Here is a 24,435-nt window from a genome sequence, read left to right as displayed (position 1 = left end):
CTTTATGTCAATTTATCCTATATCCTTTTGCTAATCATCCTCGACATATGGTTATCAGGTTGAAATGGCTCCTTACTCTAACCGATGCAAACGCACATTGATTTCATCAATATAAAATTGCTTTAATTTTTCCGTTGGATGAAACGACTGGAATGCCTTACAGCAGGATGAATCTATTGATAAAATTTCCCTGCTTATGGCTTGGCCAGAAACAGAATATTTCACAGAAAAAGAATGAGCAGCACTGATGTTAGTCGAGACGGTAACTACCCGCCTAAATCAGGCGGGCATATAAATGATATTACTGCCCTTATTTAATCTTCCCTAATTCAGTTGTTCGCTAACAGACGGCGCTAAAGTTGATCTTTGCAAAAACAATCAGTAATCTGAGAAAAATAATTGAATAAAGTGCAAAAATGAAAATTACACTGGAAGAAATGCAGGTGTTTATTGCTGTGGTAGACAGCGGTTCAATAACTGCTGCTGCCGAACGACTGGATCTTACTATTTCCACTACCAGCCGGGCTTTGTTACGCCTTGAAGAGAAAATGGATAGTACCTTGTTATACCGAACTACCCGACGGATCAAACTCAGCGAAGAAGGCGCCGCATTTTTACAAAAAGCGCGTGAAGTGGTGAAGCTTGCGCAAGAAGCGGAAGAAGTGTTGATAAGCCACAAGAATATTCCTTCTGGTACTCTACGAGTGGATGCATCTACTCCCTTTCTACTCCACGTCGTTACACCGCTGGTTGCTCAATTTCATGAAATCTATCCGCAAATAACACTGGAACTGACCAACTATGAAGGTGTGACCAACTTACTGGAAAAGCACACTGACATTGCCTTTCGTATTGGTTCGCTGACGGATTCTTCCCTGCATGCCACATTGTTAGGTCATAGTCAGTTACGTATTCTGGCAAGTCCTCTCTATGTACAGCGCTATGGAGAGCCTAAAACGGTTGAAGAATTACAACAACACTGTTTACTCGGATTTACTGCGCCAGAAAATCTCAATGAGTGGCCACTGTACGACGGTGATAAGAAGGGTTTTAAAATTACGCCAACAATCGCCGCAAGCAGTGGTGAAATTTTGTGTAACCTGGCTCGAAAAGGTGTGGGCATAGTGTGTTTGTCTGATTTCATGACTCATGAGATGAGAGAAACAGGAGAGTTTAAACAAATATTACCTCACATCACTTTCGAGCAAAAACAACCGATTAATGCAGTCTATTACCGTAACCAAACACTTTCCCCGCGTTTACGCTGCTTTATTGATTTTATTAAAAGCTATAGTTCAAGCCTTAATCGGTTGTGACATTAGTTATTGTCTACAAAGTGTAGTTGATTATTATCATCACAAATAAAAATGGAACCTTTATCTTTTTTTCCTCAATTTATAAGTGAGTGACATTTCAATGCATAAACTTAACTCATTTTTGGGCAAATTATCTTTTGGATCTAAAACTATCGCCCGATTTTTTGAATAAGTCAGTTCAGGAAAAAGAGTTCTAAACGTATCAATCAATGTGGTTTGGCAGTGAAAAAAGATAGCTATACGTGAATCACTAAAACGACCTAATCGGATGGTTGTTCCTTATCGTTAATAACGGCACTTGATATAACTCAGGGTAATGCTCAAATACAGAGTGAACTTGGTTACTTTGAAATTCTGTCATAAGATTGCTACCTTATCCGTTAATTTGTGTATTGTGGCTATCTCACATCACTTTATCTTAATTAGAATGGTCAGGATATTATGAAAAAAATACTTATTTACATCGTATTTGTTTTAACTTCAATGTCTATGCAATCTATGGCTGAAGAGACCACATATAGTTTACGGGGAAATGATGGCAAAGAAATTACTTATTATTTGATAAAAAGAAATAGCATACCTTCTGAAAATCTTCTTGTTCTGATTCAGGGTTCTGATTGTAACAGTGTTATCAATAACCGGAAAATGATAGAAAATTTTGATGCTACTTTTCCTGAGAATGATATTCTCTTAGTAGAAAAAGCAGGGCTTGATAGCCGTATTGGAAAAAATGGGATTGAAGTTAATGATTCGGCATGTCCACAGATATATATTCAGAATGATTCGCCATCAAAACGCGTTAAAGATTATCTTGCCGTATTAAATCAATTAAAAAACAAATACCGCCATATTGTCCTTATTGGAGGAAGTGAAGGCGCTCTTGTTACCAATATGATAGCGTCTGATGCAGATTTTATTACTGCTGCGATTTCGATTAATGGTGGTGGGCGTTTTTTTATTGATGATGTTATCCATAGCATCAGGCGTGAGACTCCGGCAGAAATGTCCGATGAAGCAGTTAACAGTTTTAGAACTTTTGCGGAAGCAGCAAAGAAAAATAACTTACCCGCTGGCATGGTAGTCAGTGGACATGGTGCAAACTGGTGGTATGAATCATTATCCATTGATAATCAGAGATTGATCCAATCCAGTAAAATACCATTATTGGTTATCCAGTGTATGAGTGATAATAATACTGATGCGGCTGGAATACTAAAGGTGATGGCAGCTATTGATAATCCAAAGGTTTCTTTTAAGACTTATGATGGGTTAGATCACTTTTTCAAAGATAATGACGGAAATTATCATGCTGCAATAATTACTAAAGATATTAAAAACTGGTATCAGTTACAAAGCAAGGGCGCTGTTGAAAACAGTAATTAATCATCGTCCTAGATTATGAATATAGGGTAGTAATGCGAAAACAGTCATCTTATGTAATCACTTAGATGACTGTAATTTTTTGTTTTCTAATTACATTACTTCAATTAATCATCAGAAATTTGCACTATTGTTATTCTGTTGGTTGCAAAGGTACTTATGTCCTTCAGTTAACTGACTGTAGAATTGCTCACTATCTGTTACTTTTAATATCTGACAAAGATCAGACCAGCCTGTTTCATTACTGCGCTCTAAAGGAGAGAGATAAAATAGATAACCCCCTTGTCGTGTCTGAAAAAAAGACTACCTTATTATTTTCCGTTCTGAGCGCCAAGTGATTGATGAAATAACATTCACGGTTATCTTTCCCTGCTAATAGAGTAATAATTCCATGAACGCCTAATGAAGATAAAATGTATTTAGTATACAGCGAGAGGAAACCATTAAGAACATCTATATGGAAAGTACTGTCCTCAATAAAAACATATAGTCATTATGCAATGTCGAATAATTTTCAGCTAATATCCTTATAAAATTTAAGGTAAAAATAAGAGGTAGGAGTTAAGAAATTAAATTATAATTTCTGTTTATCAAGCAAATAATAAAAATTGAAATTTAATTCTATAAGGTTATCACCTAATATAATTTAAGAAATAATAACGTATTCTACAAACACAATAAGGTAAAAGTGATAATGGAATTGGAAAATATTATAGACACACAAGACAGTAATGTTAAATTGCATATTTTGACTTTAGAAGCATTAAACATGATTAAAACGAAAGATTTTAATCAGTCAACTTCCTCATCTCCACTAGGTGTCGTATCTACCGTATTAAGTATTTTATTAAAACTGACTTACAAAAAATTGACAGAGCCTAAAGAAGTTGATGTTATTGGAATTATTCAGGATACATTAATTAAATATACCAGTGAGTGGTTAGAGTCAGAGTATCAAGCTGTAAGAAAAGATGCAGAAAGCTTACAGGATGCCATCTCCGCTTATCAAAAAAATCCAACAGATGAAGCAAGGCAGCTTATTGTCGTTCGTAATGAGATCGCAATATCCAATATGCGTCGTTTATGTATCCTCAGCATTAACACTGCTAAAAGTCAAAGTATTCCTCAATTATCAAGTATTTGTGCCCTTTCCTGCTTATTGTATTTCTTTACATTAAGAGACACTATAGTTAATGGTGTTGAATGGGGATATTCACCTGATAATCTTGAAAAATACAGTAAATCTCTGGCTGAGCAAGCGGATATTATGTTTAATGATATCCTCATTGCTGCTATTAATAATTATAATGGTGATGATCTTTACGAGCCACAAACACAGGCAAAACGTTCAATGATATATTGGACAAGTGACTATACTAATATACAATCCCATTTAACTTTTGGTGCACAAAGAAAGCCATCGCGTGTTTGTTTAGATCCAAATGATACAGATAATTTATTTATTGACCATAACTATAATAATATTTTCCTCGGTGATGTATTCCTCAATGGTGGTAGATCATCTGATAACGGAGGTTATAATTATCTCTCAGCAACAGAACCGAGAAGTTATGATCATGGCCCGACTACAATCACATTACAGGTCAAGTCAGCAGGCCGCTATCGTTTACGCATGTATTATGCTTATATGACAGATTCGCTCAGTTTTAATTATGAAGTCAAAATGAAGCTGCAACAATCTCGTCTTATTTTTGATCAAAACATCAAGTTCTTTGAAGAAAGAGTGTTAACACCTTATAAAGCAGGTTCAAACTACGGGCCGGTTATATATCGAACAACTGAGGTTGATTTAGAAGCAGGGACTTTAGAGTTAACATTACATGAAGATAATTATATATCTGGTAATGGATTCATTCAGCATATTGAGTTCTTAGGTCTATAAAGTAGCAGACTCTAATAAAGCATGAGAGTTACCAACTTAAATTTAAATTTTTTAATCAAAGTTGGTAACTTGTTTATTTTTAAGTAGAAATTTTAAACTTTATTTTGAGCTAATCTGTTTCAGATCCTACTGAGTAGGTTATATTTTTTTAATATTTCTTTAACTCTGTCTTTAGGAATAGAATAGGAAGTATTACCATTTCTACCAACCATTGTTTTGGCTGCGAACATCGCATTAATGATGGCTTCTTCCGTTGCATTTATGGTTGCTTCATATAACGGGTCCAGTTTGTCATTTGGCAATATTTCCACTGTTTTTATCTCCTCTCTGGAAAATGCACCATTATTTGCAGTGGAAAATGCAATAAATATTTCACCACTGGTATTACGGGCTATGCCACCTACCTTTGCAAGTCCAAGAGAGACCCTTTTAGCTATTTTTTCCAATTGATGAGGCGCTAATGGCGCATCTGTAGCTACCACAACTATTATAGATCCAGCATCTTTTATTTTTTTCTTATCCCCATGGTATATTGGGGTAATATCTTGGATTTCTTTACCAATTGGAACTCCTGAGATAATAAGATCATCTCTAAATCCAAAATTCCCCTGAACAAGCACCCCGACAGTATATCCTCCATCTGTTTTGTCTAAAATTCTTGATGAAGTGCCTGTTCCCCCCTTAAATTGAAAGAGGTTCATTCCGGTTCCGCCACCGACATTACCTTCTTCTATAGCTCCTGATTTAGCACTATTCAACGCATGGTATACATGTTCTTTTTTTACATGCATACCGTTTATATCATTTAATATGCCATCCCATGTTTCTGTAACCACAGGTAGTATCCAAAATAAATCATCCTTTAATGGTGATATTAGATTGTTATCAATCATCCAGCTAATTGTTGAGTCTCTGACAACACCGACACTATGCGTATTGGTTATTAATATCGGGGTTTCCAGAAAACCACTTTCCTCAATCCATTGACTGCCTGTCATTTCTCCATTTCCATTTAAAGAGAATATACCGGAAAATACCGGGCTAAAATTTATTCCTCTGGGTAATATCGCTGTTACACCTGTTCTTACCGGGCCTTTGCCAACTTCTAATTTTCCATTTCCCTCAATGATAGTTGAATAGCCAATTTTTACACCATTCACATCGGTAATCGCATTATATTCCCCGGTTGTTCCAGAGAAAGGAATACCGTAATCTCTGGCTCTAACCTCATTGGCCAGAGAATTTGATGCTATCATTGTCGAAATAAATAAGATTAATATTTTCAATATTTTCATGCTGTTGATAAATACTCCTTGTTATAATAAATTAATCTTAATATTAAATTTCATAATCATTATGAGCTTTGTTTTTTAGGTTTATTTTCACCATGAGTAAACTAAATAATTTTCCTGCAACGGTAAACAGTTTCACGGAAATGAACTATTTTATAAAAAATCATGAAGTTAATTATTTTTGATATTTATAGAATTGAGTTACAAAAAGAATGATAAAGAAGGAGAAGAAAAAATATGGCGGCCACACTGAAACAACTCAATTAAGCCGCCTGTCAGCATTAGATTAGTAATTCGCTTTCGGCCAGTCGGTATAACCTTTTGCTCCATTACCATAATAGGCGTCATGATTGACACTGGTCAGTTCAATGTCATAACGCAAACGTTCGACCAAATCAGGGTTGGAAATAAACGGACGACCAAATGCAACCGCGTCAACTTTTCCTTCCGCCCGGCGGGAAATAGCCATTTCCAGATTGTAGTCGTTATTGCCGATGTAAGCACCTTCAAACCATGACCTTAATTTATCTAAATCAATGCCTTCAGGAATCACACGGTCTTTTTTTGTAGTCCCTTCAACAAAGTGCAGATAAGCCAGTTTGAACGGGTTGAGTTGTCTAATCAGATAGCCATAAGTTGCCATTACATCACTATCAAGCGGTGTGTTTCCTACTTCAGTTGTCACTGGGGACAACCGAATAGCAACCCGACCACTACCCCAAACTCCGGTGACAGCTTCAACAACCTCCAGAACCAAGCGAACTCGGTTTTCAATAGAACCGCCATATTGATCAGTACGGTGGTTAGTTGAATCACGTATGAATTGTTCCAACAGATAGTTGTTGGCTGAATGGATTTCTACACCGTCGAATCCTGCCCGTTTGGCGTATTCAGCAGCATGTTTGTATTGCTCGATAATGCCGGGGATCTCATTGGTTTCCAGTGCGCGTGGCATGGAAACTTCCTGCATTCCATTCTCAGTGTAAACATTACCACCGGCTTTAATGGCAGACGGTGCTACCGGCGGTTCTCCGTTAGGTTGCAAATCGACATGAGAACAACGCCCGACATGCCACAATTGCATCACCATTTTGCCACCAGCAATGTGAACAGCATCGGTGACTTTTTTCCATGCAGCTACCTGCTCTTCTGTCCAGATACCGGGAGTCATCGCATAGCCGCGTCCCTGTAGGGAAATATTGGTTGCTTCTGAAATAATCAGACCTGCACTGGCACGCTGAACGTAATATGTTACGTTGAGTTCATTCGGAATCCCTTCCCTATTCACACGGCTGCGTGTTAACGGTGCCATAACTATACGATTAGCGAGTTCAATTTCTCCTAGTTTAGTGGGTAAAAAAAGATCAGTACGAATGCTATTGTCAGACATAAGATTTCCTTTTTTAATAACAGACCAGTCGTCTACTGCTTGAATTCAGAATTTTTCCCTTGGTTTTCGAAAGAAAAGCAATATATAAATCACATAATCATAAATATTAATGCTATTTTGACAAAATTTGTTTATAACATCTCTTAGTTAGAATGTAACCAGGAAACAGTATGGGATTTTCACCACTTATCAGAGTATTATCAGCAAGCGATGTTTCAGAATATCAAAAGCTTAGATTCGAAGCTCTACGTTCTGATCCTGATGCTTTTGGTTTAACATATGAAGAAGAGCATACCAAAAGTGAACAAGAATTTATCACTATATTAACTGATTCTCTGGTGTTAGGTGCCTATTTAAATAGTGAATTAGTTGGCATGATCAGGTTTCAACGAGGTACTGAGTATAAAAATTTACATAAAGGAACTATTTGGGGTTTTTATGTTAAACCTGGCTGTCGAGGTTTGAAAATAGGAGAAAAACTTATTGAAAAATTGATAGTTCTTCTGGAAGGAAATATTAGACAAGTATCATTAGCTGTTGTTGAAGAAAATGTCTCAGCGATAAATTTATATAAAAAATTTGGTTTCGAAATATTTGGCATTGAGCCCATGCCACTAAAAAATGACTCAATATACGTTAATATGGTATTGATGTACCTGATAATGTAGGTATCTATTTTTAACAACTTAATTCTTAATTAAGAATGATAAATTTTGGTGTTGAGTGAATTTCCGACAAAGACATTATGGGTAGCGTTGATATTGAAATATTTTCCTTATTAAAAAGCAAAATAGGTAGTACTACCTCTCTCTTGGTACACCTGTCATTCATTCAACAAACATCGAAACCAGGAAAAAATTCATGAATGCTTTACCTATTGTGGCCATTTTATTGATGTTATTTTCTTGTTTAGTGAATGCTGATGAAGTAAACACAGACTTAGATAAGAAAAATGAAGCAGCAACTGCGCGTTTCTTCAGTAATCTGATTGAGACTAATAATCCGAATATTGCAGAACTGACTATGGCAATGAGAATGATGCCTAAGGGTGCAGATATTCATCTTCATTACTCTGGTGCAATGTTTGTAGAGAGTTATCTTGATTGGTTAGGGGATAAAGGATATTGCATTTATGATAGATCTGAGCCGAAACTTAAAATAGAGATTTATCAGGTAGAAACACGTCAGAAAAATCAACTCCCGGAGGAAAGCCAGCAATTTTGTCTCAATAAGGATGAGATCATCGAAAATAATATCTTCTACCGAAAATTATTGGCAGTATGGTCAACCAAAGATTTCTACAACCATTATGAGATACAGAAAGCTCCAGATCAGCACTTTTTTGACACCTTTAATTATTTTAGTTCGTTAGCAAATCAAGATTTAAGGGCTGGATTTACTAAATTAAAAGATCGGGCTAAATATGAAAATGTTCAGTATTTGGAAATTATCTTACAAGAAGCACCTTCTGTTGAATACCCAGATCTTGCGAAAGTGCTTGATACATTAGATCCAAATGCCGATGAAAACGTCGTTTTCGCAGCGTTGGCTCCCTATGCAGAGTTTATGGCTAAGGACCCAAATTTTACGAAAAGTATATCTAACTACATCCAAACTGGAGAAGCTGCGATTTCTGGCATGGACGATGATAAATTTCGTGTTCGAATTCAAGCCTATGCTTATCGTGATGAGCCACGCGCTATTGTATTCTCAAGTTTATATTCGGCATTTTCAGCAGCACATATCAGCAAAAAGATTGTCGGTGTGAATATCGTTGGGGCGGAAAATGATTACATCTCAATGCGTGACTATAAGTTGCACATGTTAATGTTTCGGTATTTAAAAATTCTTTTCCCTGATGTCCATTTATCTCTGCATGCAGGGGAGCTGGTTAACGGAATGGTTCCACCAGAGGAGCTGGCAAATCATATTCAATATGCTGTAGATATCGCAGGAGCTGATAGGATCGGTCACGGCGTTGCTATCGCCAGGGAGGAGAATGCGTTGGAATTACTCCGCATACTGAGAGAAAAGAAAATACCTATCGAAATAAACCTGACAAGTAATGGCTTTATCCTTGGAGTGAAAGGAAACAACCACCCGATAAAACTTTATCAACGTCATGGCGTTCCTTTCGTGATATCAACTGATGACCCTGGGGTGCTTCGTAGTGACTTAACTCAGGAATTTGTAACCTTTGCCATAAACTACAAACCATCATATGCAGATATCAAAAAAACGGTGTTTAATAGCATTCAATACTCTTTTCTAACCCCAGAGGAAAAATCGACAGCGTTGGAGGATCTGCGAGTCAGGTTTTTGGTTTTCGAATCAGAGATCGCAAGGATAGAGAAATCGCTGCACAAAAATGCGCGTTAGGTTAGTTTAGCTGGATTAATCTCAAGTCGGTGTTTGCGCATATAAAAGATCGGCTGCACGATTACACAGCTCTGTAAATATAGCAATTTCGCCCTGAGACATATTAGCAGCCACAATATCAGCCATATTGTGGCTGCTGGATTCTGCCCGCTGTAAAAACATTAATCCCTTCTGGCTTAATTTAGTCACCAATTCACGTTTATCGCTTTCCCCTGCTTCCTGTTCAATGAGTTCTTTATCTTTCAGTGCTCGCAGGATTTTAGATGTTTTTGAACGGGTAAAACCAAGTTTTTCGCCAATAACACTGGGTCTTATGGGTTGATATTGTCGAAGTAAATATAAGGTATCATATTGTGCCCAAGAGACACCTTCCGGATTTGTAATGGTTCTTCTTGCAACAAGAACACACTGGAGTCTGCTCAATGCATCTTCGAAGGGGGTTATTACCGCATTATAAGTATTCTGATTATCCGTTTTCATATGACCTTCTTATATAACCTGAACTTTGGATGCAACTTGAAATCCACATGGCATATATACGGCTAGAAAACAGTAAAAATCAAGGAAGAAAATTGCTTCACAGTTACTTATATTCCGGTTCATATTTTTTGTCCATAAAATAAGCAATCAATTTCGTAAAAGTTCTTACAGTGATATCCGGAAAATCAAATCCACAATTTCTAATCATCTGATGTGTCATTTGGTTGTTATAGGTATTGTTACCAATAGTCAAAGTTTGTTCTTTAAACAGATGAACTAATGAACCTAATGCTACATCATCGCCATTAACAACCATTTTTTCGAGTTTTTCCAACCAAACTGACTGAGAAACAGTTTTGATGTTATACCCTTTGTGTTTCAGTGCCAGATACACCGGGGTAAAGTCAGTACCTTTAGGATGAAATAAATGGAAGTTATGATGACCGGGTATTTTATTGGAAACTGATAATGTCACAATGACTTGGCTGACAAAATCAACAGGCAATAGATCTGTATTTAATAATTCTGGGTATAGCGCAATTCCCATTTGGATAAAACTTTTAATCTGACGCCACAGAAAGTCATCTTCCTGACATGCACCAGTGACACTGTCACCGGATATTCGCCCTATTCGGTAAACATTGATATCGACACCTTGAGTTCTGGCTTGTTGTATATATTGTTCAGCTACCCATTTACTTTGAGTATAACCAATAGATAGTGAATCCGGGTGATCAGGAAAACAATCCTCTGTAATGGGTTGATTAGGATAGTCTGATGAAAATACAGCGATAGTAGAAATGTATTCAAGTTTCTTGTGTTGGTGGTGACAACAGAAGTTAATGATTTCTACCGTACCATCTACATTTGTTCCTTTAACAGAACTGTATGGGAGGACAAAATTAATATGAGCGGCTGCATGATAGATTTTAGCTACTTGCTCTGACAATAACTGATATTCTTCCTCATTTAAGCCAAATCTGGTTTCAGCAATCTCCCCTACCACAATTTCAACACGGGAAAAATCAATTTCGATACCATAACGATGAGCATTTTTTATTATACGGTTTAACCCTGTACTGCTATCTGTTGCCCTGACTAAACAAAATACTTTACCAGCCAGTTGCTGAAGTAACGAACGAAGAAGATAGATACCTAAAAAACCCGTTGCTCCGGTGAGTAATACACCATCACTTTCCGATAGGCTTAGTTGCTGAACAGAAGTCCAATCGTGCTGTATGGATGCGTCATTAATGAATGTATTCTGCATTTCGTTATTGTTTTTTTGATTATTATTCAGATAGATATCAACAGAAGCGGCCATGTCACGTAAAGTAGGAGTGCTGAACAGTAACTTGAGTGGAAAATCGGCATTAAATTGTTTGCGCAATAAATACACCAATTGTGTTGCTGACAGTGAATGTCCTCCGATATTGAAAAAGTTATCTCCTGCTTTAATTTGCCGGTTTGGCAGAACTTTTTGCCAGAGTGATTTTACTTTTTGTTCAATTGAAGTCAGACGTTCCTCAGAGATACTACTATTTTCAAGCTTATCTGCTGCAAAATCTGACAATTGGTTTATCCCGATACCATTTATCTCAACATCATGTAATGCCCTACGATCAATTTTTCCACTTGGAGTCGTTGGAAGATCAGATAAAAATACAAACTCATTTGGGATCATGTAATCTGGCAGATGAGTACGTAATTCAGTTAATAGCCCGGCGCGCGCTAATGTCGCAGTTGTGGTTGCCACTATGAAAGCCACCAGCATTTTGTTACCTGCGGTGTCTTCTTTGCCAATAACAGCAGACACTTTCACACCATCCAATGAATTGAGTACCGCTTCTATTTCTGATGGTTCAATCCTGAATCCACGAATTTTTAACTGATTATCCAGACGTCCAAGGTACGTGAATGTATCATCAGATTTTAGCCTTACCAGATCACCCGATTTATAAGCATGTTGGCTAAGTACACCTGGCCAGCTTCCGGTTAGAAACCGCGTTTGGGTTTCATGCTCTTTGTTGTGATAACCGGGAGAAAGAAAGTCGCTGATAATCCAAAGTTCGCCTGTTATCCCTGCCGGAACCATGCGCTTGTGCTCATCAAGCGCGAGCAGGGTAAATCCGGGTAGTGGATATCCGATTGATGCACTATCCCCCCATAGAGATACATTCGTCGGCATGATATAAGCAGAACAGACATGACTTTCTGACGGGCCATAGAGGTTAATCAGTCTTCGGTTAGCATTAAACATACGCTTAATGTCAGAAGTGAGAACCAGTTGTTCACCGGTTGAATAGACTTCTTTAAGCGTCGGCAGTTGAGCTTTATTCATGACGGTTAATTGAGCCAAATGTTGTAGCGCAACATAGGGAAAATATGCGCGGTGAATTCCATTTAACTCAATGACATTTTGCAGATAATGCAGATCCTTACGCTCTTCTTCATCTGCAATATATAATTTTCCTCCGGTGCACAACGTAGCAAATATTTCCTGCACGGAAACATCAAAAGACAGAGACATGTAATGCAGAGTGCAATCACCTTCACTACAGACAGAAATCCCTTTTTGCCATTCCAGCAGATTAGACAATGTCTTATTCAGCAGGCGTACCCCCTTAGGTTGACCTGTTGAGCCAGATGTATAAATGACATATAACTCATCATCCGGTTTACGTTGTACTGATTGCCAATTAACATCCTGTGCGAATACTATTTCATCTAATATCACTCTGGAGATAGATACCGATGTTACTGTAACAAGTTCACTTGTGGTAACGATACAATCCACCGCTGCATCTTGAAGCATATATTCAATACGTTCCGAAGGATAACCAGGGTCAATAGGAACATAGGATGCACCTGTTTTTAAAACGGCCAGTAAAGCAACGATAGAATCTTCATTTCGATTTAACAACAGTCCGACCCGCGAACCGACACCAATGGTGTAATTTGTATAGATAAATTCAGCCAACTGATTGGCCCGATGATCTAACCACCCATAAGACCAATGGCTGTAGCGTGTCATTAACGCAATATGATTCGGGTGATTTTTCGCATACGCTTCGATCTCCCTGATAACACATTGATTACCCGTATCAGAAAATGGCGTACTTGAACGATTAGCGATGTAAAATTGTTCTTCTTGTGTCAGGATCTCAATTTCACCTAGCGTCTTTTCTCCCCATTTCCCTATAGATAAAGTGATTTGCTTATAGAGCTCCAGCCAATATTGTATCGTGTTGCCTTCAAATAGTTCGGCATTAAATTCCATCACTAACTGATTGGATGTTTCTGTTTTAATAAAGAGGGTTAAATCATATTTAGCTGCCTGAATATATTGTTCGGAAAGTCTTACTGGAAAAGGAAAATCCCGGAATACATCATTGGTAGTATCAATCATGACAAGCAGTGTCTGAAACACAGGATTAGCCAATCCAAAGTTTTGACCCGTATCAGCAACCATGTCAGCAAAAGGTAACTGTTTGTTTAAATGAGCCTGAACAAAACGCTCACTCACTGACATTGCAAATTGATTCACTGTAATATCTGCATCTAAATACGACCGGAATGGTAGTGTGTTGACCAAATATCCTACTGTTTCCTCAAAATCAGTGTTATCACGCAGCGTAAAAGGAATACCGATAGTGATATCTTTCTGTCCAGACAGATTATACAGTAAGAACTGCCAACACATGGCCATATACATAAAGGGCGTCATTGCAAGGTTGAGTGCCTGCTGAGATATTTTCAGTACTTCATCATGGCTAAGTTGCAAGTGAAGATAATCTGCTTTAGTTCCTTTGTTCTCTTTTCTGGGAAAATCAGTCGGAAGATCTATCATAGGAGGATAAGGAGTAAGTGTCTGCTTCCAATATTCTTTCATCATGGAAGTTTCAGGTTTGGCTAATAGTTCTTGTTGCCATTGAGTAAATTCCAGATAGCCGGCACCGATTTTCAGATAATGATATTCTTTGTCTCCAAACAATTCACTTCTAAGTAAGTGGCAATAATATTTGAGAATATTTTTTACAATAATACGTACTGAGGGTGCATCGACGATAATATGATGGAAGCAACATACCAGCCAACTCTGTTTTGATTCATCTGTTATCAAGCAGATATCGAATAATGGCCCTTTTGCCAAATCATATTGTTTAGATGCCATCTGTTGAATAACGGTTTCCGGATGAATGATCTCGGTAAGTGTTTTATGGACAATTTGAATATTACCGGGCTGTTCTATGACTTGATAAAGCTGCTTTTGATTAAATGCAAAACGCGTACGTAAAACAGGCGTTATTTCTACAAATTGTGTGATTGCTTTTTCCAGCAAATGATGATCTAAATGTGTCCCTATTTCTACAAGTAATGGGACATTGTAACATTCAGGTTGAATTAATACCTGGTCAAGTAGCCATAATCCTTTTTGCCCTTGAGTACTGGGTATATATGTCCTGCTACTCAATTCAGGTGCATAGTCGATTAAGTTATCAATTAAATTATCTAGTGAGGAAGAAGAAAGGATAATTTGTGTATTCACCGACAGATCTAAGAATTCAGAGAGTAAATCTGCACATCGACTGGCATCATTAGCAGAAAGAATACTTAGATCGTATTCATTACAGTGCCATTTGTTTTCACAATGCCATAGTAAATGCTGTTGTAAAAAGTTATCCAATGTATCCTTAACCGCTTTGTATAAAGTCTCATTTTCCATCTTTTCTCTCCAGCCAATTTTTCCTTAATTGAATTGCTAATTTTTCGACACTACCCGCTGAAAAAACATCAGCAGGAGAAACATGAATCCCAAGTGTTTTGCTGACAAGAGAGGCTAACTTGATTAGATGAAGGGAGTTCACACCTTGTTCCCAAAATAGAGTTGCTGGATCAAGGTTCTTGTAACCCGTAATTTCTTCCCAGATTAAGAGAACCTTTGTTTGTACGGGATCATGTTCAAAGTCATTTTGCTTGTGTCTTCCATCAGCGATAAGCTGAGCCATCTTGAGCCGGTCACGTTTACCATTTTTATTCATCGGTAAGGAGTTAACATGCGTAATTCGTTCTGGAACCATATAAGACGGTAATTTTGAATTCATAAACTCGCGTAGTTGAATGTCGGATAGCGGGCCTGATTTACTCAAATAACAGGCGTGTAACAGCGGTTCATTAGATGTTTGTTCTATAGTTACAATGGCATCTTCTATTTGAGGGTGTGAACGTAATATATGTTCCACGCCTGTGATTTCGATTCTAAATCCACGAATTTTACATATGTGCTTACCCCGCCCCAGTAGTGTGATATTACCAGATTGATTTTTTTTAGCTCGATCGTCAGTGCGGTAATAGCGTTCATAAATACCATTAAGATCTAACCAGACAAAACGCTCTTTGGTTAACACAGGATCTGAGTATCCTTCGGCAAGCCCCGCACCGCTGATACAAAGTTCCCCCGGAATATCCAGCCCACAAATTTCTAAGTTATCATCAAGTACGACCATCTTGACAAGAGGCAATGGACAACCAATAGGTACAGGGGAGTCAGGATCGAGTATTTCGGTTGGTGATACCTCATAAATAGCGGAAAAAGATGAATTTTCAGTACATCCCATTCCATTGAATATACGTCCTTTACCCGCTTTAGCTGCAAATGAAAATAGTCTGGGATTAACAAAATCTCCCGAAACAATCACACAATTAGGTTTATGTAAAGTATCAGGGTAAACTTCTACAAATAACCGAAAGAGCCCGCCGGATAGAAAAAGAATAGAGATATTCTGGCGTTCAATGATGTTATTAATTTCTACTAAATCAGGAACATTTGACGGATAGATAACAAGCGTGGCTCCAGTAAGAAAACTCATCCAAATTTCGCTGGTACTCGCTGCGAATGCGGGGTCCGCAAGCTGTAAATAACGGTCGTTATCTGTATTACCTAATTGGCTGACAGGAATCGCAAGGCGGGATAAACCACAATGACGGATAATAACACTCTTGGGTTTGCCAGTGGAACCTGATGTCAACAATATCATTATTGGATCTGTCGCAATGAGGTTTTCAAATACTACGGGCATATAGCCTAAATCACGCGTTTTCAAAAGCAGGTTTTCTACAGAGATAAATGGGCAATTTATAGGTGTGTTAGTTTCTTTTAATGTGAGCGTCTCATCAGTCTCTGAGATCAGTAAACTAACATCGGCAACCTTAATGCAATCTGCCTGATATTGTGCAGGATTACTATGACTCAGTGGCACGATAACAGCACCAAGCCGGATCACCGCCACCAGCACCAAATATAACTCAAGGCAACGAGTTAACTTGACAGCAATTTTATCGCCTTTCCTAACCCCTATTCTTTGCAAAACAGAGGCTATCTGGGTTGATTGATCCCAAAGTTCACGATATGACAGTATTTCAGAATTAAATACTAATGCTGTTTTATTTGGATATTGATTTACTATATCAAATAAGAGGTCCGGTATAGCATGTAACTGCTCGATATGTTTTGTGATCATGCAGAAACCTCCGCATATTTATATACCCTTCGTCTTTCAAGTTGCCTCTTTGTTGGCTGATCATATTGAAACCCATTGGGTATAATATAAATTAATTCAGATATACTAAATAATTCACTCGAAGCGAAATAATCCTGCTAGATATACCCTGAATAAAATATTTATTTTAATAATCTGAAAAATTTGATAGAACAAAGTCTACAACGCAACTATGAAATCAGTCAAATGACTTTTTTATCATTCAAAAAATAAAATTTTATTAAAACATAATGTTATAAACATTACAAACAACAGTTGCACTTTAAAAATTAACAATATGTGGATAAATAAAAGACTATTTATATTGTTCAGGCAGAATAAATTAATCTATTAATATAAAATGTTTAACGCCAATATTATGAGAAATGGAGTTAAACAATCAGGAAGAGTTTAAATGTAATACTTAAGATAAAACTATTTTTTATGGCAGTGCTGGCGTAAATATTCGGCTGTCAATGAGTCACCCTGTTCAAACATCTCCTGTGGTGTGCCGCTGAACATCACTCGTCCACCATCAGTTCCTGCACCTTCACCTAAATCAATTATCCAATCTGCTTCCGCAATAATGTCTATGTTATGTTCAATGATCAGGACAGAATTTCCCTGCTCTACAAGACGGCGAAATAACTTAATAAGGATCGCCACATCTGAAGGATGAAGCCCGGTTGTCGGTTCATCAAAGATATACATATCACCCTTATTATTCAGGTAAGAGGCAAGTTTCAATCTTTGGCATTCTCCACCGGATAAATGATCAAGAGACTCCCCAAGCCGCATATAACCTAATCCAACATCTTGAATATGAACTAAAGTTGGGTGAATCTGACTATCTCCCTCAAAAAAATTTGTCGCCTGAGCAATACTCATATTCATCAGATCAACAATCGTTTTATCTCTATACTTATAATTTAAAGATTTTTTATTGTATTTCTGCCCCTGACAAGCCTCACAAGGCAAGGTAACAGAATCCATAAAAGCTAAATCAGTTTCAATGACACCTAATCCGTTACACTCCAGACATGCCCCTCTGGCATTGGGTGAAAACCATGATTTGGTCACATTATTAGCCAGTGCAAAGCGTTCCCGAATGTGATCAAAAACCCCGCTCCACGATGCAATATGAGAACGCTTAGAGGTATGCAGAGGTTTCTGGTCGATAACAACCGCATTTATACATTTAGGGACAACCTCCCCCATAATCAGGGAACTTTTACCTGAGCCAGCCACACCACTGACAGCAAGCATGACACCCATCGGTATATCAATAGAAATTTCTTTTAGATTATGCAATATTGCATTTCTTATGGGGAGATAGCCAACGGGTTCTTTCGGGGTTCGGTTGAGATGAGTTATCTGGGATAAATATTTTCCGGTTACTGTCCCGGAGATACGTAAGCCATTAAGATCACCTTGATAAGTAATGGTTCCACCGTTGTCTCCTGCGCCGGGACCTAAATCAACCACATGATCTGCAATTTTGATGACATCGGGATCATGTTCGACCATTAAAATAGTATTACCTTTATCACGTAATTGCTGAATCAGTACATTAAGTTTTGTAATATCAGCCGGATGCAAACCAGTACTGGGTTCGTCAATGATATAAGTCATTCCGGTGAGACTACTGCCTAAATGACGCACCATTTTTAAACGCTGAGATTCTCCTCCTGATAAAGTTGTTGTTGAGCGATTAAGATTTAAATAGCCAAGGCCAACGGAGCACATTGATGCTAAACGTGTTTTTAACGCATTGAGCAGTGTACTGACTGAAGGATCACGTAATGTCGTTATAAATTGCCTCAGCTCTACAATCGGCATATCTACACAATCACCGATACTCTTACTCTGAATTAAACATGAACGGATACGTTTATTGAGTCGCTGCCCGTGGCAGACAGGACACTGTTTCATCGAAACAATGTCCTGAAATTCTTCACTTGTGTTCTCCTTGCTATCCTTAACCAGATAGCTGCGCGTAAATCGGGTAATAACACCTTCAAATCGGGCAGATTTAGGCCAATCAGGGGAAGGCACAGCCGGTACGACGTTATCTGCATAAAGTAAAAGTCGGCGTTCTTCTGTCGTGTAATCAGCAATTTTCTTGTCATTATCAAACAAACCAGAATGAACATACCGACGCCACCGCCAAGTACCCGGCGCAAATGTGGAATATTGAATTGCGCCTTCATTTAAAGACTTATTTTCATTCACCAATCTTTCAACATCTATGGTGCTGGCAATGCCTAATCCTTCACAATTTGGACACATACCTGATGGATGATTGAATGAAAAAATATTGGAATAACCGACAAAGGGTTTACCGATTCTGGAAAACAAAAGTCGCAGCAAAGTATAAATATCTGACGCCGTACCAACCGTAGAGCGTACATTTTCACCAATACGTTTTTGGTTAATGATAATTGCAGTAGTGAGGTTGTTTATCTCATCCACATCCGGCTGACCATAGTATGGCAACCGATGCCGGATATAAGGCGGGAAAGTATCATTAAGTTGTCTTTGAGATTCCGCAGCAATTGTACCGAATACAAGGGAGCTTTTACCTGAACCTGAAACACCTGTGAATACAGTGATAACGTTTTTAGGAATATATAGATCAATTCCTTTAAGGTTATTTTGTTTCGCACCACGAATTTCAATTGTGTTTTGTTCATGATTTCTCATTTAATTCACCTTTCACGCGTGACTCACACCAACATCGGGGAAAAAACACACATTTATTCTGTCAGGTGGCTGACTATAGCACCGCAATATGTAATTTCCAAATGGAAATCATATTTTTCGTTTGTTAGAAAATTTACCAGGAGTATAAAAATAAATTAATAACTATAGTTTCCTGTAGGAAACTATATTTCTACGATATTTAAAGCAGGAAGTGAACTTCATGTCAGGAGAGGTAAGAAGAAAATTTTTTCGGTTTATGAAAATAACTCCTCGTCCTCATCGTCATCATCACCGAATATTTCTTCTAATATTTCTAATAACTCGTCTTCATCTAACCAACCATTCCCGCTCATACTTCCAGTCATTTCTTTTTCAAAAAGCTTACATATCTTATCTGCTGCTATCTTGGAATCTTCATTCAGTTCAATCAGGGTTTCAATCTTCTTACGTAATTTCATTTTCGCCTCAGCTAATTTTTAGGTTTAAGATGAAGAATACATTCAATGAACGACATAAACACACGACAGATAATAATAGTTAAAATTTATTTTAAGTTTGCGATCTGCATCAGGCTTTGTGCAAGGATTTACATTGCCCCGACGTAACCGTTTAAATGCAGAGCCATGACTCTGACAACACAGGCTGGAATAATAAGAGGAAAGAGCGGTAAGATACCGCTCAGATTGTTTAATGTTTACTTAATCCGATGTAAAACATCGCCCACCGCATTGAACAAACGGTCAAGGTCATCGGGTTTAGTATTAAACATTGGACCAAATTGCAGAGTATCACCACTAAACCGGACATAAAAACCCGCGTTCCATAGCGCAATACCCGCTTCAAAAGGACGGACATTACCATCATCGTCACGTGGTGCGATTTGAATTGCTCCAATCAAACCACAGTTACGAATATCAACAACATTTGGGCAATGTTCGAGCCCATGCAGTGCTTGTTCAAAATGAGGGACTAACTCAGCGGCTTGTTGGATCAGGTTTTCTTTTTCCAATATTTCTAAAGTCGCCAAACCAGCAGCACAGGCAACGGGATGAGCCGAATAAGTATAGCCGTGGTTGAATTCGATCATGTGTTCAGGGAGTGGTTGTGACATGAAAGCATCATAAATGTCACTGGAAACAGTAACACCGCCAAGAGGGATAGCCCCGTTAGTGACTTGTTTGGCGAAATTGAGGATATCCGGAGTAACACCAAAATAATCTGCGGCTGTCCAACATCCCATACGGCCAAAACCAGTAATAACTTCGTCAAAGATTAACAAGATATCATGTTGGGTACATATTTCCCGCAAACGCTGTAAATAACCTTGTGGCGGGATAATTGCGCCAGCAGAGCCGGCAACAGGTTCAACGATAACGGCAGCAATATTACTGGCATCATGTAGCTCTATGAGTTTCAATAACTCATCGGCCAACTCAGGGCCACCTGTTGATGGGATCCCTCTGGTAAATGCCATATCACTTTGCAAAGTGTGTGGAAGATGATCAACATCCATCATTTGGCCAAACATCTTGCGATTTCCACCAATACCACCAAGACTTGTCCCACCGACATTGACCCCATGATAGCTACGCATTCTGCCAATCAATTTGGTTTTTGTCGCTTGTCCTTTTATACGCCAGTAGGCACATGCTATTTTTAACGCTGTGTCAGCAGTCTCTGAACCTGAATTAGTAAAAAAGACATGGTTTAAATTACCGGGCATCTGTTGAGCGATTTTATCTGCCAATCTGAATGACAGAGGATGAGCATATTGGAAACCTGGAGAATAATCTAACGTACCGAGTTGTTCTGAAGCAGCCTGACGGATTTCCGAACGTGAGTGACCCGCTCCACAAGTCCATAACCCCGATAAGCTGTCATAAATACGACGACCTTTAGCATCTATTAGCCAATGCCCATCCGCAGAGACAATCAGCCGTGGATCTTGTTGAAATTGACGGTTAGCACTAAACGGCATCCAATGTGCTTTCAGGTTCAGATCTTGGAAAGAATCAGTATGAAAGGAATGAGTTTGAATGGTATTGCTATCTGACATTTTGTAACTCCTCATATTAGAATTGTAACAAAAAGTTGTAATGACAAGTTTGCAACAAAATGATATTCAGGTTAAATCTCATTTATCGAATCATTAGTTATGAATTTACTCACGCAGCAAATGAACCTATAAACTCTAAATATACTAATACTGAAGCACTCATCAAAAGTCCCCAAAATATTTTAACAAAACCAATAAAAATGCAGTAAGATTGGCACCCAATCGTCAGCATTGATCTGGATTATTAGTTTGTTATCACTTTTTCATCTATCACAACGCAGAACACCAGCGTTAATTGCCCTATTGGCGATTATGATGTTGTTCATCGCTCCGGTGGTATCAAAAACACTGGAGCACAGCCGTGGTATAAAAAGTGAAGCATGTCATGGTATGTCGATGCCTGATATGCAAAACAGTAATCATCATCAGGCATCTTTTTTATCTGATACCATGAATCATCATGGCGTCGCTCATATCCATATGGGATTGATGGACGATATTGCCTGTGGTTATTGCCAACTACTGATTAATCTGCCGTTGTTGTCGGGAACATTCGTTTCTTTTCTCCTGCTGACATTGACGATTTCCCGTGCACCACCAGCACCATGTTTTTCTGGCCCGACGATCCGGTTGTTCTACGGCGAGTCACAACCACGTGCCCCCCCCCTTAATTCATCCGCTTGCTTGAGATAAATGATTTATTTTCACTGCCTTAAGTCGTCTTTTGTAAGGCAAATCGGAATTGTTTTAAACAAATTCTGTTTGAATTTGTTACTCATTAATTAAGGGATATTTTTCATGTCTAGTACACAATTATTTCGCGTCTCTCCTTTGGCCACAGCTTTAGCGATTGCATTCTTTATGCCGGTCAGCAGCTTAGCTGTCACGAAAGATCAGATGATTGAAGAGACGAAAGACTCACACACCATCCATGAGAGTGAATCAGTAATAACCGTAACCGCGCCGGCTGTTTCACCACTTAGTGTTTTCTCTTCACTTAAAACACCTCGTCAACCTGTACCCGCCAGCGATGGTTCGGATTACCTGAAAACTATCCCCGGATTTTCTCAGATCCGTAACGGTGGAACGAATGGTGACCCTGTATTTCGCGGTATGTTTGGTTCTCGCTTGCGTATGTTGATTGACGATGGTGAAATTCTGGGTTCTTGTCCATCAAGAATGGATGCTCCAAGTTCTTACATTTCACCAGAAAGTTATGATGTACTGAGTCTGGTCAAAGGGCCTCAAACTGTTCTTTGGGGGCCAGGAAATTCCGCAGGCACTATCCGCTTCGAACGTTCCCGCCCGCAATTTGAAGAACCTGGTGCTAAAGGTAATGCCAGCACCGTTGTTGGTTCTAACGGACGTTGGGATGGTAACGCAGATCTGAGCTTTGGTAATCAGCATGGTTATATGCGTTTTATTGGCAATAAATCTCGCTCTAATGATTATAAAGATGGTGACGGATACCGTGTTCCTTCCCACTGGAATAAATGGAATACCGATATCGCGTTGGGATGGACGCCTGATGAAGATACGTTACTGGAATTAAGCGCGGGGCAAGGTGATGGAAAAGCACGTTATGCCGGACGTGGGATGGATGGCTCCAAATTCAAACGTGAAAGTTTGGGAGTACGCTTTGAAAAGTCCAATATCGGCGATGTATTTGATAAGTTTGAAACCAACTTTTATTACAACTCTACCCGCCATGTGATGGATAATTTATCCCGCCCTTCTCTTCCAGCAATGGGCATGGGACATGGTAGTCATATGAAACATGGTAATCACTCTATGCACGGCGGTGGTCATGGTATGAATATGAAGATGGCCCATCAACTGGATCGCCGCACTTTTGGTGGACGTATGATGGGAACATGGCTCTGGGAAGATTTCAGATTACAGAGCGGTGTGGATATGCAGACCAATACCCACCGCAATCAATCCCAAAAGGATGCACGATTCCGTGATTATGGCGTTTTCGGCGAGCTGACCTGGGATGCAACTGAACAAAGTAAAGTTACCGGTGGTGCGCGTTTGGATCGTGTTTTAGTCGATAAATACACTCAAGATACTCAGGAAGCACGAACAGATACTTTACCCGCAGGTTTTGTCCGATTTGAACATAACCTGAAAGAGCTCCCGGTTATGTTTTATGCCGGCGTAGGTTATACCGAACGTTTCCCTGATTATTGGGAACTGTTCCGTTCTAAAGGTAATGCGTTCAAGAAACTGCAAACAGAAAAAACAACGCAGTTAGATATCGGTGCACATTATAACGATCAGAACCTGAAAGGCTGGATTTCAGCTTATGTTGGTAAGATTGATGACTTTATTCTATTTCACTACACAGACAATAAAGTCAGCAAGGCAAGTAATGTGGATGCTACCATCTGGGGTGGAGAAATGGGCGTTGCTTACCATCTGAATGATAACTGGAAAACGGATGCAAGTCTGGCTTATTCCTGGGCACGAAATTCTTCCAATCACCGTCCATTACCCCAAACTCCACCACTGGAAGCACGCTTGGGTTTGACCTGGGAACAGGGTGATTGGACAAGTAGTGGTTTGCTGCGTTTAGTCAACAGTCAGAATCGGGTTGCAATCAACGAAGGTAACGTTGTCGGGAAAGATTTTAACCGCAGTGCTGGTTTTGCCGTTTTCTCTGCGAATACTGCCTATAAAGTAACCCAAGATATTCAGATTAGTGCTGGTGTTGACAATATCTTTAACAGAACTTACAGCGAACACCTCAATCTGGCAGGAAATAGCGGCTTTGGTTATTCGGCCAATACGCCAGTAAATGAACCTGGTCGTACTTATTGGGCCAGATTTAACGTGAAATTCTAACACATTAGCCTCCCAGACTTTGCCCTGAATGATGTCGGGGCAAAGTCTTCACCATTTCTTAATGAACTTTTTTATTAAAGTTATTTTTACATAGCATTAAGAAATATCTTCTTAGAAAGATACTTTTATGGGGCTATAATTATCAGAGGA

16 protein-coding genes are annotated in these 24,435 nt (G+C 38.7%); 7 read left to right on the top strand and 9 right to left on the bottom strand.

The features are described from left to right. The first annotated feature begins 416 nt into the window (after nucleotides 1–416). Both AAC147_RS12590 and AAC147_RS12585 read left to right on the top strand, forming a co-directional pair. Nucleotides 417–1,316, top strand: coding sequence for a LysR family transcriptional regulator (locus tag AAC147_RS12590; RefSeq protein ID WP_047681529.1), 900 nt, complete (start codon nucleotides 417–419; stop codon nucleotides 1,314–1,316). A gap of 441 nt (nucleotides 1,317–1,757) precedes the next feature. Next, complete coding sequence (locus tag AAC147_RS12585) at nucleotides 1,758–2,699, top strand: alpha/beta hydrolase (RefSeq protein ID WP_047681527.1); 942 nt, start codon at nucleotides 1,758–1,760, stop codon at nucleotides 2,697–2,699. Nucleotides 2,700–2,937: 238 nt separating this feature from the next. Here the strand turns inward: AAC147_RS12585 and AAC147_RS20155 are convergent, their stop codons facing one another. After that, a complete protein-coding gene (locus tag AAC147_RS20155; RefSeq protein WP_187649329.1) occupies nucleotides 2,938–3,174 on the bottom strand; it encodes a non-canonical purine NTP pyrophosphatase in 237 nt (78 codons plus the stop codon). Nucleotides 3,175–3,390: 216 nt separating this feature from the next. Between AAC147_RS20155 and AAC147_RS12580 the strand changes: the two genes are divergently transcribed. Then, complete coding sequence (locus AAC147_RS12580) at nucleotides 3,391–4,599, top strand: insecticidal delta-endotoxin Cry8Ea1 family protein (RefSeq protein WP_047681525.1); 1,209 nt, start codon at nucleotides 3,391–3,393, stop codon at nucleotides 4,597–4,599. Between the two features lie 119 nt (nucleotides 4,600–4,718). On the opposite strand, the gene AAC147_RS12575 is transcribed toward AAC147_RS12580, so the two are convergent. Together AAC147_RS12575 and AAC147_RS12570 are read right to left on the bottom strand one after the other, a co-directional pair. Beyond that, nucleotides 4,719–5,894 (bottom strand): DmpA family aminopeptidase, encoded by a 1,176-nt coding sequence (locus tag AAC147_RS12575; RefSeq protein WP_197056378.1) that lies wholly within the window; start codon nucleotides 5,892–5,894, stop codon nucleotides 4,719–4,721. 283 nt (nucleotides 5,895–6,177) lie between these two features. After that, on the bottom strand, nucleotides 6,178–7,281 hold the full coding sequence (locus AAC147_RS12570; protein WP_047681515.1) for an alkene reductase: 1,104 nt from the start codon (nucleotides 7,279–7,281) through the stop codon (nucleotides 6,178–6,180). A 170-nt stretch (nucleotides 7,282–7,451) separates the two neighbouring features. On the opposite strand from AAC147_RS12570, the gene AAC147_RS12565 reads away from it, so the two are divergent. Together AAC147_RS12565 and AAC147_RS12560 are read left to right on the top strand one after the other, a co-directional pair. Continuing rightward, the gene (locus tag AAC147_RS12565; RefSeq protein ID WP_047681512.1) at nucleotides 7,452–7,949 is read left to right on the top strand and encodes a GNAT family N-acetyltransferase; all 498 of its coding nucleotides are present in this window, start codon (nucleotides 7,452–7,454) and stop codon (nucleotides 7,947–7,949) included. A 193-nt stretch (nucleotides 7,950–8,142) separates the two neighbouring features. Then, entirely contained in the window at nucleotides 8,143–9,660 is a 1,518-nt protein-coding gene (locus AAC147_RS12560) for a hypothetical protein (RefSeq protein WP_052189531.1), read from the top strand. 21 nt (nucleotides 9,661–9,681) lie between these two features. On the opposite strand, the gene AAC147_RS12555 is transcribed toward AAC147_RS12560, so the two are convergent. From AAC147_RS12555 to AAC147_RS12530, 6 genes are all read right to left on the bottom strand, one after another. Beyond that, complete coding sequence (locus tag AAC147_RS12555; RefSeq protein ID WP_047681511.1) at nucleotides 9,682–10,140, bottom strand: MarR family winged helix-turn-helix transcriptional regulator; 459 nt, start codon at nucleotides 10,138–10,140, stop codon at nucleotides 9,682–9,684. A gap of 103 nt (nucleotides 10,141–10,243) precedes the next feature. Continuing rightward, entirely contained in the window at nucleotides 10,244–14,866 is a 4,623-nt protein-coding gene (locus AAC147_RS12550) for a non-ribosomal peptide synthetase family protein (protein WP_081989008.1), read from the bottom strand. Further along, entirely contained in the window at nucleotides 14,856–16,661 is a 1,806-nt protein-coding gene (locus AAC147_RS12545) for a non-ribosomal peptide synthetase (RefSeq protein ID WP_052189530.1), read from the bottom strand. The genes AAC147_RS12550 and AAC147_RS12545 overlap by 11 nt, the downstream gene beginning before the upstream one ends. A 453-nt stretch (nucleotides 16,662–17,114) precedes the next feature. After that, entirely contained in the window at nucleotides 17,115–19,382 is a 2,268-nt protein-coding gene (locus AAC147_RS12540; RefSeq protein WP_047681508.1) for an ATP-binding cassette domain-containing protein, read from the bottom strand. Nucleotides 19,383–19,636: 254 nt separating this feature from the next. Further along, nucleotides 19,637–19,840, bottom strand: a complete 204-nt coding sequence (locus AAC147_RS12535; RefSeq protein WP_047681506.1) for a hypothetical protein — start codon at nucleotides 19,838–19,840, stop codon at nucleotides 19,637–19,639. A gap of 236 nt (nucleotides 19,841–20,076) precedes the next feature. Further along, on the bottom strand, nucleotides 20,077–21,438 hold the full coding sequence (locus AAC147_RS12530) for an aspartate aminotransferase family protein (protein WP_052189529.1): 1,362 nt from the start codon (nucleotides 21,436–21,438) through the stop codon (nucleotides 20,077–20,079). Between the two features lie 249 nt (nucleotides 21,439–21,687). Here AAC147_RS12530 and AAC147_RS12525 point away from each other — a divergent pair, with 249 nt between their 5' ends. Beyond that, a complete protein-coding gene (locus AAC147_RS12525) occupies nucleotides 21,688–22,131 on the top strand; it encodes a DUF2946 domain-containing protein (RefSeq protein WP_047681503.1) in 444 nt (147 codons plus the stop codon). Between the two features lie 105 nt (nucleotides 22,132–22,236). Further along, nucleotides 22,237–24,285 carry a TonB-dependent copper receptor gene (locus AAC147_RS12520; RefSeq protein WP_047681501.1) on the top strand — a complete coding sequence of 683 codons (2,049 nt, stop codon included), beginning with the start codon at nucleotides 22,237–22,239 and terminating at the stop codon, nucleotides 24,283–24,285. The last annotated feature ends 150 nt before the right edge of the window (nucleotides 24,286–24,435 follow it).

The sequence above is a fragment of the Xenorhabdus sp. NBAII XenSa04 genome (assembly GCF_963866145.1).
GTDB lineage: Bacteria > Pseudomonadota > Gammaproteobacteria > Enterobacterales > Enterobacteriaceae > Xenorhabdus > Xenorhabdus indica.
The sequence above is the reverse complement of the archived record's forward strand: the minus strand, read 5'-3'. Positions and strand labels throughout refer to the sequence as shown.